This window comes from Pseudomonas sp. CAU 1711, from assembly GCF_039888625.1.
GTDB lineage: Bacteria > Pseudomonadota > Gammaproteobacteria > Pseudomonadales > Pseudomonadaceae > Aquipseudomonas.
Map to the genome: position 1 here is coordinate 144,297 of NZ_JBDQQT010000005.1, position 15,178 is coordinate 159,474.

Below are 15,178 nucleotides of genomic sequence, written 5' to 3' on the forward strand. Positions count from 1 at the left end.
CGGTTAAAAAAAGCCCGGCTGGGGGTGCCGGGCGAATCAGGGAAGAATCAGTGCTGGGCGGCGACGACCGTCATCTCGACCAGCACGCGCGGGTCGTACAGCTTGGCCTCGACGCAGGCGCGGGCCGGGGCGGCGCCTTCGGCGACCCAGGCGTCGTAGATCTCGTTCATGCCGGCATAGTCGGCCATGTCCTTGAGGTAGATGGTCACCGAGAGGATCTTCGCCTTGTCGCTGCCGGCCTCGGCGAGGAAACGGTCGACGTTGGCCAGGGTCTGGCGGGTCTGCTCACGGATGTCGCCGGCGTAGTCGTCGGCCAACTGCCCCGCCAGATAGACGGTGCCATTGTGGATGACGATCTCGCTGAAGCGCTTCTCAGTGCGCAGGCGCTGGATGGACATGCTTGTGGCTCTCCTTGGTGCTGCCGTAACGGGAAATATCCAGGCCCTCGGCGCTGATCTGCGGGCGCTTCTTGGCCATCAGGTCGGCGAGCAGGCGACCGGAGCCGCAGGCCATGGTCCAGCCAAGGGTGCCGTGCCCGGTATTGAGGAACAGGTTGCGATAGGGCGTGGCGCCGACTATCGGGGTGCCGTCCGGGGTGGCCGGGCGCAGGCCGGTCCAGAACTCGGCGCGCTCGACGTCGCCGCCCTGCGGGTAGAGATCCTGGGTGATCATCTCCAGGGTGGCGCGGCGCTTGGGGTTGAGGGACAGGTCGAAGCCGGCGATCTCGGCCATGCCGCCGACACGAATCCTGTTGTCGAAACGGGTGATGGCGACCTTGTAGGTCTCGTCGAGGATGGTCGAGGTCGGCGCCATCTCGGCATTGGTGATCGGCACGGTCAGCGAGTAGCCCTTGAGCGGGTAGACCGGCGCCTTGATGCCCAGCGGCTTGAGCAGCTGCGGGCTGTAGCTGCCGAGGGCCAGCACGTAGCGATCGGCGGTCTCCAGCTTGCCGTCGATCCACACGCCGTTGATGCGGTCGCCGGCGTGGTCGAGGCGCTCGATGTTGCGGCCGAAGCGGAACTCCACGCCGAGGCCCTTGGCCATCTCGGCCAGCCTGCTGGTGAACATCTGGCAGTCGCCGGTCTGGTCGTTGGGCAGGCGCAGGGCGCCGGCCAGCTTGTGCTTGACCCCGGCCAGGGCCGGCTCGACACGGGCGATGGCGTCGCGGTCGAGCAGCTCGTAGGGCACGCCGGAGGCCTCCAGCACGGCGATGTCCTTGGCCGCGTTGTCGACCTGGGCCTGGGTGCGGAACAGCTGGGTGGTGCCAAGCTGGCGGCCTTCGTAGGCGATGCCGGTCTCGGCGCGCAGCTCGTCGAGGCAGTCGCGGCTGTACTCGGACAGGCGCACCATGCGCTCCTTGTTCACCGCGTAGCGGGCGGCGGTGCAGTTGCGCAGCATCTGCAGCATCCACAGATACTGGTCGATATCGGCGGTGGCCTTGATCGCCAGCGGCGCGTGGTGCTGCAGCAGCCACTTGATGGCCTTCAGCGGCACGCCCGGGGCGGCCCAGGGCGAGGCATAGCCCGGCGACACCTGGCCGGCGTTGGCGAAGCTGGTCTCCAGGGCCGGGCCGTTCTGCCGGTCGACCACCACCACCTCGAATCCGGCACGGGCCAGATAGTAGGCACTGGCGGTACCAATCACGCCGCTGCCGAGCACCAGAACACGCATCTTCGCCTCCTCGCTCACGGGGCGTCCCCGCGAGCGTTTGTTATTTTGACCGTAGACAGGCCAAGTATAGGAAGTAGAGAGCAGGCGTATTCACTGTTTATATCCCTGCATTTGGCGTAAGTTCGCGATGCAGAGCTGTTTCACAGGAGCACATCCAGGCGATATGGCTATATTTACGCCATACTGCCAGTGAATTATCGCGTTGAGTTATTCCATACGGAGACCGCCATGCGCACCCAGCACCAGAGCCGCCGCGAACTGGACAAGATCGACCGCAACATCCTGCGCATCCTCCAGGAGGACGGCCGCATCAGCTTCACCGAACTGGGCGAGCGCGTCGGCCTGTCCACCACGCCCTGCACCGAGCGGGTAAGGCGCCTGGAGCGCGAGGGCATCATCATGGGCTACCACGCCCGGCTCAACCCGCAGCAGCTCAAGGCCAGCCTGCTGGTGTTCGTCGAGATCAGCCTGGACTACAAGTCCGGCGACACCTTCGAGGACTTCCGCCGCGCCGTGCTCAAGCTGCCGCACGTGCTGGAATGCCACCTGGTGTCCGGCGACTTCGACTACCTGGTGAAGGCACGGATCAACGAGATGGCCAGCTACCGCAAGCTGCTCGGCGACATCCTGCTCAAGCTGCCGCACGTGCGTGAGTCCAAGTCCTACATCGTCATGGAAGAGGTCAAGGAGTCGCTCAACCTGCCGGTGCCGGACTGAAAAAGAGTTTTTCCCGCGGCCCCCTTGGCGAGGTGCGGGGGCCGCGCTTATCCTGCGTCAAATTTTAACAACAGCCCACTCAGGATTTCGCACATGAACGCCCCCGTCCACAGCGACCAGCACGCCGCCTCCTACTACGCGGCCACGGCCAACCGCCAGCTGGCCCAGCCGCCCCTGGGCGGCGAGCGGGTGGCAGACGTGTGCGTGGTCGGCGGCGGCTTCTCCGGCCTCAATACCGCCATCGAGCTGGCCCGCAAGGGCTTCTCGGTGGTGCTGCTGGAAGCGCACCTGATCGGCTGGGGCGCCAGCGGGCGCAACGGCGGCCAGCTGATCCGCGGGGTCGGCCACGGCGTCGAGCAGTTCGAGAACCTGATCGGCGCCGACGGCGTGCGCCAGCTCAAGCTGATGGGCCTGGAGGCGGTGGAGCTGGTACGCCGCCGCGTCGAGGAATTCCGCATCGACTGCGACCTGACCTGGGGCTACTGCGACCTGGCCAACAAGCCCGCGCACCTGGCCGGCTTCACCGAGGACAAGGCCGAGCTGGAGAGCCTCGGCTACCGCCACGAACTGCGCCTGCTGCAGGCCGAGCAGATGCACCAGGTGGTCGGCTCAGAGCGCTACTGCGGCGGCCTGATCGACATGGGCTCCGGCCATCTGCACCCGCTCAATCTGGCCCTCGGCGAGGCGGCCGCCGCCGCCTCGCTGGGCGTGCAGCTGTTCGAGAACTCGCCGGTGACGCGCATCGACTACGGCCCCGAGGTCAGGGTGCACACGGCCCACGGCCAGGTGCGCGCCAAGACCCTGGTGCTGGCCTGCAACGCCTACCTCAATGGCCTCGACCCGACCCTGGGCGGCAAGGTACTGCCCGCCGGCAGCTACGTGATCGCCACCGAGCCGCTGGGCGAGGCCCGCGCCCGCTCGCTGATCCCGCAGAACATGGCGCTGTGCGACCAGCGCGTGGCCCTGGATTACTACCGCCTGTCCGCCGACAACCGCCTGCTGTTCGGCGGCGCCTGCCACTACTCCGGTCGCGATCCGGCGGACATCGCCGCCTATATGCGGCCGAAAATGCTGAAAGTCTTCCCCGGCCTGGCGGATGTGCGGATCGACTTCCAGTGGGGCGGGATGATCGGCATAGGCGCCAACCGCCTGCCGCAGATCGGCCGCCTCAAGGACCAGCCCAACGTCTACCACGCCCAGGCCTATGCCGGGCACGGGGTCAACGCCACCCACCTGGCCGGCAAGCTGCTGGCCGAGGCCATCGCCGGCGAGCAGGGCGGCGGCTTCGAGCTGTTCGACAAGGTGCCGCACATGACCTTCCCCGGCGGCAAGCACCTGCGCTCGCCGCTGCTGGCGCTGGGCATGGCCTGGTATCGATTGAAGGAAGCGGTGGGGCTGGTCTGAGACGCTCAACGTAGGCCGCGCGCCCGGAACCCTTGGTGGATTGTCGCTGCGCTCCGAGCGGGACGCCGCTCGATCCACCCTACGGTCTGCCGCGGCAACAAGTAGGGTGTACTCGCCCGCAGGGCAGTACACCAAAGCCGTTGGTGGAGTGTCGCTATGCCCCGAGCGGGACGCCGCCCCACAGGACGTCTACCGCAACAACCTCCAGAACGGCCGGGTCGCCTCGGCCCGCGCCTGTTCGGCGGTGAGGCCGATATCGGCCAGTTGACTGGCATCCAGCTGCAGCAGGCTGCGCCGCGTGCTCAGGCGCCTGTGCAGCAGGCGCCAGCGCCGGCCCAGCTCGCGCAGCGGCTGGCGCGCGCCACTCTCCCGACGCTCCTGCAGCGCCACATACAGGTCTCCGACTTCGCGCATGATCCGCCCTCCGTTCCAGGCTCTGCCCTTGGGAGACCATGATGGCGGCGACCATACAGCCAATACAGATTCAAAAATAATCTATTAGCTACATACAGAAGGCTCGAAAAGGCCACTGAATGGTCTATCCTGCCGGCATCTGTATGGCTATCCCTCGGCGGGAAAGGCGACTGTCATGACCCTCTACATGAATCTGGCCGAGCTGCTCGGCACCCGCATTGAGCAGGGCCTGTACCGCCCGGGCGAGCGCCTGCCCTCGGTGCGCGCGCTCAGCCAGGAGCACGGGGTGAGCCTGAGCACGGTGCAGCAGGCCTATCGCCAGTTGGAGGACAACGGCCTGGTGGAGCCGCGGCCGAAGTCCGGCTACTTCGTGCCGCTGAGCCGTCAGAAGCCGGCGCTGCCGCAGGTCGGCCGCGCGGCGCAGCGCCCGGTGGAGGTGTCGCAGTGGGACCAGGTGCTGGAGCTGGTCGGCACCCCTCCCTATGGCGAGGTGCTGCAGCTCGGCCGCGGCATTCCCGACGTCTCGGCGCCGACCCTCAAGCCGCTGCTGCGCAGCCTGTCGCGCCTGAGCCGGCGGCAGAGCCTGCGCGAGCTTAGCTACGGCTGCGTGGAGGGCGAGATCCTGCTGCGCGAGCAGGTCGCGCGCCTGGCGCTGGACTCGGCCACCCGGCTGGCGCCCGAGGACATCGTCATCACCACCGGCTGCCACGAGGCACTGTCCGCCGCGCTGCGCGCCATCTGCCAGCCCGGCGACATAGTGGCGGTGGACTCGCCGAGCTTCCACGGCGTGATGCAGGCGCTCAAGGGCTTCGGCCTCAAGGCCCTGGAGCTGCCCACCGACCCGCTCAGCGGGATCAACCTGGAAGCCCTGGAGATGGCCCTGGAGCAGTGGCCGATCAAGGCCATCCAGCTCACCCCGAGCTGCAACAACCCGCTCGGCTACGTGATGCCCGAGGCCAACAAGCACGCCCTGCTGGAGCTGGCGCAGCGCTACGACCTGGCGATCATCGAGGACGACATCTACGGCGACCTGGCTTACCGCTACCCGCGCCCGCGCAGCATCAAGTCGTTCGACGAGGACGGCCGCGTGCTGCTCTGCAGCTCCTTCTCCAAGACCCTGGCGCCGGGCCTGCGCATCGGCTGGATCGCCCCCGGCCGCTACCTGCAGCGGGTGCTGCACATGAAGTACATGGGCACCGGGATGAGCGCCCAGCTGCCGCAGCTGGCGCTGGCCGAGTTCATCGGCGAGGGCCTCTACCAGCCGCACCTGCGGCGCATGCGCGGGCAGTACGCGCGCGGCCGCGAGCAGATGACCGCCTGGGTCAGCCAGGCCTTCCCCGCCGGCACCCGGGTCAGCCAGCCGCAGGGCGGCTTCATGCTGTGGGTGGAGCTGGCCCAGGGCTTCGACAGCCAGCGCCTCAATCGCCTGCTGGCGCCGCACAGGATCCAGGTGGCGCCGGGCAGCATCTTTTCCGCCGCCGGCAAGTACCGCAACTGCCTGCGCCTGAACTTCGCCACCTGGCAGCAGGCGGGCATCGAGGCGGCGGTACGGCGGGTCGGCGCGACGGCGGCCGAGCTGCTGGCCGAACGGCCCTGATTACTGGGCGCGGTCGACCAGCTCCACACGGCGGTTGAGCGCCCTGCCCGCCTCGTCGCGGTTGCTCGCCACCGGCGCGGCCATGCCCACGCCGACGGCGGTCAGGCGCTCGCGGGCGATGCCATGCTGGCCGGACAGGGCCTCGACTATGGACTGCGCGCGGCGCTGCGACAGCTCGCGGTTGTACTCCAGCGCGCCCTGGGCGTCGCTGTGGCCGACTACCAGCACCTGTAGCGTCGCACTGGCCTTGAGCAGCTTGGCGATCTCCTCCAGCTGCGGCGCCGAGTCGGCACGCATCTGCGCCTTGTCGGTGTCGAAGTACAGGCCATACAGCGCCACCCGCCCCTGGCGGTCGAGCCCCTTCTGCAGCTCGCCGGCCTCGACCACCACCATGCGCTGCTCCATGGCCTTCTGCTCCAGCACGTCCAGCTGGATCAGGCTGCGCCCCCTGTTCGGTCCGCCTCCGGACTGGTTGAGCACCACGTAGAGCGAGGCATACAGATCGCCCTCCGGCCGCGCGAGGCGGGCATACAGATAGCGCTGATCCTGCTGGTACTCGCGAAAGTGCATGTCCAGGGTGACCGCATGGTTGAAGCTGCGCCCGCCGCAGGCCTCGCGCTCGCAGGCGAACAGCGTCTCGAAGCCGGCATCGGCCAGGGCCTGCTGGTAGTTGCGGTAGATCTCCAGGGGCGTGCGCTCGGCCGGCGCGCGATAGGTCAGGCGGGTCAGCCTGCCCTCCAGCGTCTCGGTGGCGTCGAGGTTCTCCTGCAGGCCGCCATAGGCCTGCGCCGGTGCCTTGAGAAAGCGCCAGTCGGTGAAGGCCTGGGTCTGGTAGGCGTAAAGCTCCGCGCCCTCGTAGCGCGGGATGGCCGGGTGATCGGCGCTGCCGGCGATATCGGCAGCAGCGGCCGCGGTGGCGGCGAGGATCGACGCGAGGGCGAGCACTCTGGCGAACATGCGGGTCTCCCGGCGGATGGGCCTGGGAGAAACCCTAGTCCGCCACCCCGGGGCCCGCCAGCGGCGCCGCGAAAGCCTCGCGGCGCCAGGCCAGCCAGACGAACAGCGCGGCTCCTGCCGCCATCAGCATGGGCAGCGCGTGGCCGCTCAGCCACTGGCTGGCGGCGCCGGTGGACAGCGGCCCGAGCAGGCAGCCCAGGCCCCACAGCAGCGCAATATGGGCGTTGGCGCGGACCAGCGCATCGTCGCGGTAGAACTGCCCGACCAGGATCAGCGCCAGGGTGTAGAGGCCTCCGGCCGAGGCGCCGAACAGCACCAGCAGCGGCCAGATCAGCGGCGTGTGCAGCAGCGCCGGGATGGCCAGGCTGGACAGCAGCAGGACCACGCCGCAGGTGCGGAACAACAGGCCGCGCGGCACCCGGTCGGCGAGCAGCCCCAGCGGCAGTTGCAGCAGGGCGTCGCCGACCACCACCGCGCTGGCCATCAGCAGCGCCGTCTGCTGGGTGAAGCCCTCGCGCAGCAGGTAGACCGGCAGCAGGGTCAGGACCATGGCCTCGAAGGCAGCGAACAGGGTCACGCCCCAGGCGATGGCCGGCAGGCGCCGGCAGAAGGCGACGAAGCCGCGCCCGGAGGCGCTGTGCGCATCCACCCGCGGCGCCCCGCCATGCCCCAGCAGCACCGCGCTGCCGGCCACCAGCAGGCCGGCGGACAGCCAGAAGCCGAGATCGCTGGTGCTGCCGACCAGGCTCAGCAGCAGCGGCCCGGCCAGCTGGCTCAAGGCGAAGCCGGTGCCGTACAGCGCCACCAGGCGGCCGCGCAGGCGCTCCTCGACCAGCTGGTTGATCCAGCTCTCGCCGAGGACGAAGACCACGGTCAGGGAAATGCCGATCAGCAGGCGCAGCAGCAGCCACAACGGGTAGTGCGGCAGCACGGCCAGCAGGCCGACCGACAGGGCGCTGGCCAGCAGGCACAGACGCAGGCTGCGCGGCGTGCCCAGCGCGCCTGCCAGGCGCCCGGTCAGGCGCGCGCCGAGCAGCACGCCGACGGCCGGCATGCCGGCCATCACGCCGATGGCGAAAGGTCCGTAGCCCCAGCCCTCCAGGCGCAGCGACACCAGCGGCAGGGTCACCCCCAGCGCCAGCCCGACTATGATCACCGCCGCGGTCACGGCGAAATAGGTCAGCCAGTTCAAGCTGCAAGCCTCAAGCTACAAGCAACAGCCGCGTGTACTTGCAGCTTGTAGCTTGCAGCTACGTTCAGAGCTTGATCCAGGTGGCCTTCAGCTCGGTGTACTTGTCGAAGGCGTGCAGCGACTTGTCGCGGCCGTTGCCGGACTGCTTGAAGCCGCCGAACGGCGCGGTCATGTCGCCCATGTCGTACTGGTTGATCCACACGCTGCCGGCGCGCAGGGCCTTGCCGACCAGGTGCGCCTTGGACAGGTTGCTGGTCCACACGCCGGCGGCCAGGCCGTAGATAGTGTCGTTGGCGATGGCCACGGCTTCCTCGGTGCTGTCGAAGCCGATCACCGCCAGCACCGGGCCGAAGATTTCCTCGCTGGCGATGCGCATGGCGTTGGTCACGCCGTCGAACACGGTCGGCTCGACGTAGGTGCCGCCGGTCTCTTCCATCACCCGCTTGCCGCCGGCCACCAGCTTGGCGCCGTCGTCGTGGCCGGCCTGGATATAGGCCAGCACGTTGTTCATCTGGGTGGTGTCGACCAGGGCGCCGACGTTGGTCGCCGGGTCCAGCGGGTTGCCCGGCTTCCAGGCCTTGATCGCCTCGACCACCATGGGCACGAACTTGTCCTTGATCGAGTTCTCCACCAGCAGGCGCGAGCCGGCGGTGCAGACTTCGCCCTGGTTGAAGGCGATGGCGCCGGCGGCGCCTTCGGCGGCGGCCTTGAGGTCCGGGGCGTCGGCGAACACGATGTTCGGGCTCTTGCCGCCGGCCTCCAGCCACACGCGCTTCATGTTGGATTCGCCGGCGTAGACCATCAACTGCTTGGCGATCTTGGTCGAGCCGGTGAACACCAGGGTGTCGACGTCCATATGCAGGGCGAGCGCTTTACCAACGGTGTGGCCGAAGCCCGGCAGCACGTTGAACACGCCGGCCGGGATGCCGGCCTCGATGGCCAGCTGGGCGATGCGGATGCCGGTCAGCGGCGACTTCTCGGACGGCTTGAGGATGATCGAGTTGCCGGTGGACAGGGCCGGGCCCAGCTTCCAGCAGCTCATCAGCAGTGGGAAGTTCCACGGCACGATGGCGGCGACCACGCCGACCGGCTCGCGGGTGACCAGGCCCAGCTCGTTGTGCGGAGTGGCGGCCACTTCGTCGTAGATCTTGTCGATGGCCTCGCCGCTCCAGCGGATGGCGCGCGAGGCGGCCGGCACGTCGATGTTCAGCGAGTCGCCGATCGGCTTGCCCATGTCCAGGGTTTCCAGCAGGGCCAGCTCCTCGGCGTGGGCGTCGATCAGATCGGCGAAGCGGATCATGATCTCCTTGCGCTTGACCGGCGCCATGCGCGACCACACGCCGGACTCGAAGGTGGCGCGGGCATCCTTGACCGCCAGCTCGGCGTCGGCCAGGTCGCAGCTGGCCACCAGGCCGAGCACGCGGCCGTCGACCGGGCTGATGCACTCGAAGGTGGCGCCGGACAGCGCGTCGGTGTATTCGCCGTGGACGAAGGCGCGGCCCTCGATCTTCAGGTTCTTGGCGCGCTGTTCCCAGTCGGCTCGGGTCAGGGTGGTCATGCGAGTATCCTCGGTGGAAGCGTGTGGCAAATAGGCAACACGCGCTGTCAATTATTCTGCCAGGCCGGTTGCCGGCCATAGTTGTTGGCAACACTAAACCAGAGCGCGCGGGATTTTCAATATTTTTGACACGCCGCCGGTCAAACGCCTTGAATGTTCATTTTATCAAACATAGACTGCCCTCCATCCATAGCCCCACAACAACAGGAACAGCTCCCATGAATGTCGCCCAGATCCTCGACTTCGCCAGCGCCACCACCGCACCGGAGCACTACCGCCCGGCCGCCGAGAAGATCCTCAAGGGCGACCCCGAGCAGAGCGTGCGCAACCACTACAGCAGCCCCTGCAGCCAGTTCCATGCCGGCGTCTGGGAAGGCGCCGTGGGCCAGTGGACCATCAACTACACCGAGCACGAGTACTGCGAGATCCTCCAGGGCGTGTCGGTGATCCGCGATCAGGACGGCAACGCCCGCACCGTGCGCGCCGGCGACCGCTTCGTCATCCCGGCCGGCCTCAAGGGCACCTGGGAAGTGCTGGAGCCCTGCCGCAAGGTCTATGTGATGTTCGAAAGCAAGGCCTGAAACGGCGCTTCACCCTTTCATCCTGCGTCACCCTTGTAGCCCGCTGTCCGCGGGCTTTTTTTCGCCTGCCGCTCGGCGGCTTAAGCCCCTATAATTCGCTTCCCCCCTCTCCACACGCAGAACCCGCGATGACTCAGGATCAGCTCAAGCAGGCCGTGGCCCAGGCCGCCGTCGACCATATCCTCCCCTTCCTCGACAGCAAGAGCGTGATCGGCGTCGGCACCGGCTCCACCGCCAACTGTTTCATCGACGCCCTGGCCCGGCACAAGATGGCCTTCGACGGCGCCGTGGCCAGCTCCGAAGCCACCGCCGCGCGGCTCAGGGGTCACGGCATCCCGGTCTACGACCTCAATGCCGTGGACGGCCTGGAGTTCTACATCGACGGCGCCGACGAGAGCGACGAGCGCCTCAACCTGATCAAGGGCGGCGGCGCCGCGCTGACCCGCGAGAAGATAGTCGCGGCGGTGGCCAAAACCTTCGTCTGCATCGCCGACGCCAGCAAGCTGGTGCCGGTGCTCGGCGCCTTCCCACTGCCGGTGGAGGTGATCCCCATGGCCCGCAGCCATGTGGCGCGTCAGCTGGTCAAGCTGGGCGGCGACCCGGTGTACCGCGAGGGCGTGGTCACCGACAACGGCAACATCATCCTCGACGTGCACAACCTGAGCATCACCGACCCGGTGAGCCTGGAGCGCGAGATCAACGCCATAGTCGGCGTGGTCACCAACGGCCTGTTCGCCGCGCGCCCGGCCGACCTGCTGCTGCTCGGCACCGCCGAGGGCGTGAAGACGCTGAAGGTCTGATCGCCCCAGCGCGAAAGGACCCGGCCAAGGCCGTAATGCTGTTCACTTAGCGACATCGCGCTCGGCCGAACTTTGATTGAGTCGGCACCGCGTCTGTTGTTCTCCCTCTCCCTCTGGGAGAGGGCCGGGGTGAGGGCCAGGCAACGAGTAGGCGATAGTCCCTCACCCCCAGCCCCTCTCCCGGCGGGAGAGGGGAGCACTCTCAAGACACCGCTACATCCAGCGTCATGGTATTGCGCACTGTCCTTCGCTGCTGGCCAAGCCAGAAGAACGCCGCGACTCTGCAAAGAAATCGCGGCGCTTTCTTAAGTGAACAGCATTACGGCCCAGGCCGGTTTTTCGTTTCAAAGCGCGAAGGGCGGCGCCTCCAGCACCTCGATCAGCAGCGGCCGGTCGCTCGGCGCCGCCTTCAGCAACTCGGCCAGGTGCGCCAAGTCGCGCGCCCGCTCCGCCGCGCAGCCGAAGCCGCGGGCGATGGCGATCAGGTCCGGGGTGTAGATGTCCACGCCGATCGGGGTGATGTCGCGGCGCTCCATATAGCGCTTGATCTCGCCATAGCCCGAGTTGTTCCACAGCAGCACTATGATGCCAACCCCGGCCTCCACCGCGCTGGCCAGCTCGGGCAGGGTGAACTGGATGCCGCCGTCGCCCATCAGGCTGATCACCGGGCGCGCCGGTTCGGCCAGCTTGGCGCCGATGGCCGCCGGCAGGCCGTAACCCAGGGTGCCGTAGCCGGTGGAGGCGTTGAACCAGCGCCGCGCGCCGTCCAGCTCGACCAGGTGGTTGCCGCTGTACACGGTCTGCGTGGAGTCGCCGACGAAGCGGGCGTCCGGCAGGGTCTGCAGGATGGTGTCGAACAGTTCGCGGTAGTGCGCCCAGCCGCTGAAGCCTTCGGCCAGCCGGGCCTGCACGGCGGCGGTGCGCCGGGCGCCGGGGCTGTCCGGGTCGGCGCTGCGCGCCGGCAGCAGTTCCAGCAGGGCGCGCATGGCGCTGCGCGCATCGCTGTGGATGGCGATGCTCGGCGCATGGTTGCGCATCAGTTGCTGCGGGTCGATGTCGATGCGGATCAGCTCGCCGCCGAGCTTGAAGTTGCCGTCGAACACCACGTCGTAGTCGGTTTCGCCCAGCTCGGTGCCGATCGCCAGCACCACATCGGCCTCCAGCGCCAGTTCGCGCACCGGCACCAGCGACTGGTTGCTGCCCAGCAGTAGCGGGTGGCCGGGCGGCAGCAGGCCCTTGGCGTTGATGGTCAGCGCGGTCGGTGCATCCAGCGCGGCGGCCAGGGCGCGGGCCTCGGCCTGGGCCTCGACGCAGCCGCCGCCGAGCAGCAGCAGCGGTTTCTCGGCCTTGGCCAGCTTGGACGCAGCCTCGTGCAGCGGCGAGCGCGCCGGCGCCGGGCGCTCGACGCGGCGCCTCGGCGCCAGCCGCATATGACTGGCATCGGCGGTGATGATGTCCAGCGGCAGCTCGATATGCACCGGGCGCGGGCGCTCGCTGTCGAACACGGCGAAGGCGCGGGCCAGCACCGCCGGCAGCTCCTCGACGCTCATCAGGGTGTGGCTGAAGGCGGACACCCCGGCGACCATGGTGCGCTGGTTGGGCAGTTCGTGCAGGTAGCCATTGCCCAGGCCGAGGCGATTGCGCTCGTTGACGCTGCTGATCACCAGCATGGGGATCGAGTCGGCATGGGCCTGGCCCATGGCGGTGAGGATGTTGGTCATGCCCGGGCCGGTGATGATGAAGCACACCCCCGGCTTGCCGCTGACACGCGCGTAGCCGTCGGCCATGAAGCCGGCGCCCTGCTCGTGGCGCGGGGTGATATGGCGGATGGAGCTGCCCGGCAGGCCGCGATAGAGCTCGACGGTGTGCACGCCGGGAATGCCGAACACGGTGTCGACGCCCCAGGCTTCCAGTTGCTTGACGAGGAATTCGCCGCAGGTGGTCATGGTCTGTTCCTTCCGATGACGCGGGATAAAAACGCGACCCCGGCCACGCGGGCCACGGTCGCCAGGGCCGGGCACCCGACATGGGGGAGGTGCTTCGGCATTCGCACATTCAACTCCGGTACTCCGGGCATTCGCGCTCCAGCTTGCGCAACCAGGCCTGCCACAACAGCGGACGCTGCCACTCGCAGCCCTGGAACTGTTCGCAGGCATGCAGGCTCAGGGCCTCGGGCATCTCGCGCACGCCTGCCAGGGGCGCGGCGGCCAGCTGGATCTCGCAGGCCTTGTTCAGGTAGTACATGACATAGAAGGCATCGGCCACGCTGGCGCCGACGCTGAGCAGGCCGTGGTGGCGCAGGATCATGCCGATGTTGTCGCCCAGTGACGCCACCAGGCGCTCGCGCTCCCCCAGGTCGAGGGCGATGCCCTCGTAGTCGTGGTAGCCGACCCGGCGGTGGAACTCGGCACTGATCTGGTTGAGCTGCTGCAGGCCGCCATCCGTCGCGGCCACCGCCATGCCCGCCAGGGTATGGGTGTGGATCACGCAGTGGGCGTCGGCGCGAGCCATGTGCACGGCGCTGTGGATGGTGAAGCCGGCCACGTTGTAGTCGGCCTCGCCACCCAGCACGCGGCCGTCCATATCCACCACCAGCAGGTCGCTGGCCCGGATCTCCTCGAACAGCAGGCCGAAGGGATTGATCAGGAAGCGCGGCGCCACCCCCGGCAGGCGCACCGAGAAGTGCGTATAGAGGGTGTCGTCCCAGCCGAACCTGGCGGCCAACCGGTAGGCCGCGGCCAGGTCGTGGCGCAGCTGAGCCTCGAGCCTGTCCATCAGTGGCGGATCTGCGAGAGGAAGGCACGGCTGCGTGGGTGCCGCGGATTGTCGAAGAACTGCGCCGGAGTGGCGGTCTCGACAATCTGTCCGGCGTCCATGAACACCACGCGGTCGGCCACCTGGCGGGCGAAGCCCATCTCGTGGGTCACGCAGAGCATGGTCATGCCGTCCTGGGCCAGCTCGGTCATCACCTCCAGTACCTCGCCGACCATTTCCGGGTCGAGGGCCGAGGTCGGCTCGTCGAACAGCATCACCTTGGGGTTCATGCACAGGGCTCGGGCAATCGCCACGCGCTGCTGCTGCCCACCGGAAAGCTGGCCGGGCTTCTTGTGCGCCTGGCTGCCGATATGCACGCGGCCCAGGTACTTCATGGCCAGGGCTTCGGCGTCCTGGCGCGACATGCCGCGCACCTTCATCGGCGCCAGGGTACAGTTGTCCAGCACGGTCAGATGCGGGAACAGGTTGAAGTTCTGGAACACCATGCCCACCTCGCGGCGCACATGCTCGCCGCCGGCGCGGGTGGCGATGTCCTGGCCCTCGACGGTGATGCTGCCACTGTCGTGCGGGTTGAGACGGTTGATGCAGCGGATCAGGGTCGACTTGCCAGAGCCGGATGGCCCACAGATGACGATCTTCTCGCCCTGCTCGACGGACAGGTCGATGCCCTGCAGCACCTGGAAGCTGCCGTAGCGCTTGCCGACCTGGTGCAGACGGATGATTTCGCTCATGGCGGACTCCTCAGATGCGGCGCATGCGCGCCAGGGTACGTTGCACCAGGCCGACCGGCGCGGCGGCGGCCGCGTCCCAGGACAGGCGGCGCTCCAGGCCGGACTGCAGCCAGGTCAGGCTGTAGACCATGGCCAGGTAGTAGACCAGGGCGACGGCGTAGTACTCGGAGAACTGGAAGGTGGTGGAGACCGTTTGCGAGGTCACCGCCATCAGTTCCTGCAGGGAGATCACCGAGGCCAGCGAAGTGATCTTGAGCAGGGTGATGAATTCGTTGGAGGTCGGCGGGATGGCGATGCGCGCCGCCTGCGGCAGGATCACGTAACGGAAGGTGTGCCAGCGCGACAGGCCGAGCGCATGGCCGGCAGCATACTGGCCACGGTCCACCGCCTTGAGCGCGGCGCGGTTGATCTCCACCTGGTAGGCCGCCTCGTTGAGCGACAGGGCGATCCAGGCGGCGATGAAGGGCGTGAACCACTCCTCGCGGAAGGCCGGGAAGAACTGCGGCAGGGCGTTCCACACGAACAGCAGCTGCAGCAGGGTCGGCGCGCCACGGAATACGCTGAGCACGCCGCGCAGGGCGGTACGTGCCGGGTTGCCAGGGCCATCCAGGGCGAGGGCGGCGGGGATCGAGATGAGAATGCCCACCGAGTGCGAGACCAGCGCCAGCACCAGGGTGATACAGGCCCCCCGGAAGAAATGGTAGGAGGTCAGGGCATCCCAGAAGACGGCGACATCGAAGTTCATGTGCGTGTCCTGCGTGAAGGAAGCGAGCGCCAGATG

15 protein-coding genes are annotated in these 15,178 nt (G+C 68.0%); 5 read left to right on the forward strand and 10 right to left on the reverse strand.

Annotated features, from left to right (window positions below; all coding sequences use genetic code 11):
* Positions 1-47: 47 nt before the first annotated feature.
* On the reverse strand, positions 48-398 hold the full coding sequence (locus tag AAFN46_RS07290; RefSeq protein ID WP_347808030.1) for a RidA family protein: 351 nt from the start codon (positions 396-398) through the stop codon (positions 48-50).
* Positions 373-1,671 (reverse strand): D-amino acid dehydrogenase, encoded by a 1,299-nt coding sequence (gene dadA / locus AAFN46_RS07295; protein WP_347808031.1) that lies wholly within the window; start codon positions 1,669-1,671, stop codon positions 373-375. Before dadA ends, AAFN46_RS07290 begins: the two co-directional genes overlap by 26 nt.
* A 228-nt stretch (positions 1,672-1,899) precedes the next feature.
* Between dadA and dadR the strand changes: the two genes are divergently transcribed.
* On the forward strand, positions 1,900-2,388 hold the full coding sequence (gene dadR / locus AAFN46_RS07300) for a transcriptional regulator DadR (RefSeq protein ID WP_347808032.1): 489 nt from the start codon (positions 1,900-1,902) through the stop codon (positions 2,386-2,388).
* Positions 2,389-2,481: 93 nt separating this feature from the next.
* A complete protein-coding gene (locus tag AAFN46_RS07305) occupies positions 2,482-3,792 on the forward strand; it encodes an FAD-binding oxidoreductase (RefSeq protein WP_347808033.1) in 1,311 nt (436 codons plus the stop codon).
* 189 nt (positions 3,793-3,981) lie between these two features.
* On the opposite strand, the gene AAFN46_RS07310 is transcribed toward AAFN46_RS07305, so the two are convergent.
* A complete protein-coding gene (locus AAFN46_RS07310; protein WP_347808034.1) occupies positions 3,982-4,206 on the reverse strand; it encodes a DUF1127 domain-containing protein in 225 nt (74 codons plus the stop codon).
* Between the two features lie 175 nt (positions 4,207-4,381).
* Between AAFN46_RS07310 and AAFN46_RS07315 the strand changes: the two genes are divergently transcribed.
* Positions 4,382-5,803 (forward strand): PLP-dependent aminotransferase family protein, encoded by a 1,422-nt coding sequence (locus AAFN46_RS07315; protein WP_347808035.1) that lies wholly within the window; start codon positions 4,382-4,384, stop codon positions 5,801-5,803.
* Here the strand turns inward: AAFN46_RS07315 and AAFN46_RS07320 are convergent, their stop codons facing one another.
* The 3 genes from AAFN46_RS07320 to AAFN46_RS07330 form a co-directional block, all read right to left on the reverse strand.
* Positions 5,804-6,760 (reverse strand): DUF4892 domain-containing protein, encoded by a 957-nt coding sequence (locus AAFN46_RS07320; RefSeq protein ID WP_347808036.1) that lies wholly within the window; start codon positions 6,758-6,760, stop codon positions 5,804-5,806.
* A 34-nt stretch (positions 6,761-6,794) separates the two neighbouring features.
* Positions 6,795-7,952, reverse strand: coding sequence for an MFS transporter (locus AAFN46_RS07325; protein WP_347808037.1), 1,158 nt, complete (start codon positions 7,950-7,952; stop codon positions 6,795-6,797).
* A gap of 64 nt (positions 7,953-8,016) precedes the next feature.
* Entirely contained in the window at positions 8,017-9,510 is a 1,494-nt protein-coding gene (locus tag AAFN46_RS07330; protein ID WP_347808038.1) for an aldehyde dehydrogenase, read from the reverse strand.
* Between the two features lie 218 nt (positions 9,511-9,728).
* Here AAFN46_RS07330 and AAFN46_RS07335 point away from each other — a divergent pair, with 218 nt between their 5' ends.
* On the forward strand, positions 9,729-10,091 hold the full coding sequence (locus AAFN46_RS07335) for a cupin domain-containing protein (protein WP_347808039.1): 363 nt from the start codon (positions 9,729-9,731) through the stop codon (positions 10,089-10,091).
* Positions 10,092-10,219: 128 nt separating this feature from the next.
* Positions 10,220-10,891 (forward strand): ribose-5-phosphate isomerase RpiA, encoded by a 672-nt coding sequence (gene rpiA / locus AAFN46_RS07340; RefSeq protein ID WP_347808040.1) that lies wholly within the window; start codon positions 10,220-10,222, stop codon positions 10,889-10,891.
* A gap of 344 nt (positions 10,892-11,235) precedes the next feature.
* On the opposite strand, the gene AAFN46_RS07345 is transcribed toward rpiA, so the two are convergent.
* The 4 genes from AAFN46_RS07345 to AAFN46_RS07360 all read right to left on the reverse strand — a co-directional run bounded on the left by AAFN46_RS07345 (position 11,236) and on the right by AAFN46_RS07360 (position 15,142).
* Positions 11,236-12,837, reverse strand: coding sequence for a 5-guanidino-2-oxopentanoate decarboxylase (locus AAFN46_RS07345; protein ID WP_347808041.1), 1,602 nt, complete (start codon positions 12,835-12,837; stop codon positions 11,236-11,238).
* 109 nt (positions 12,838-12,946) lie between these two features.
* Positions 12,947-13,666 carry a class II aldolase/adducin family protein gene (locus AAFN46_RS07350; protein ID WP_347808042.1) on the reverse strand — a complete coding sequence of 240 codons (720 nt, stop codon included), beginning with the start codon at positions 13,664-13,666 and terminating at the stop codon, positions 12,947-12,949.
* A complete protein-coding gene (locus tag AAFN46_RS07355) occupies positions 13,666-14,397 on the reverse strand; it encodes an amino acid ABC transporter ATP-binding protein (RefSeq protein ID WP_347808043.1) in 732 nt (243 codons plus the stop codon). Before AAFN46_RS07355 ends, AAFN46_RS07350 begins: the two co-directional genes overlap by 1 nt.
* Positions 14,398-14,407: 10 nt before the next feature.
* Positions 14,408-15,142 (reverse strand): amino acid ABC transporter permease, encoded by a 735-nt coding sequence (locus AAFN46_RS07360; RefSeq protein ID WP_347808044.1) that lies wholly within the window; start codon positions 15,140-15,142, stop codon positions 14,408-14,410.
* Positions 15,143-15,178: the final 36 nt, after the last annotated feature.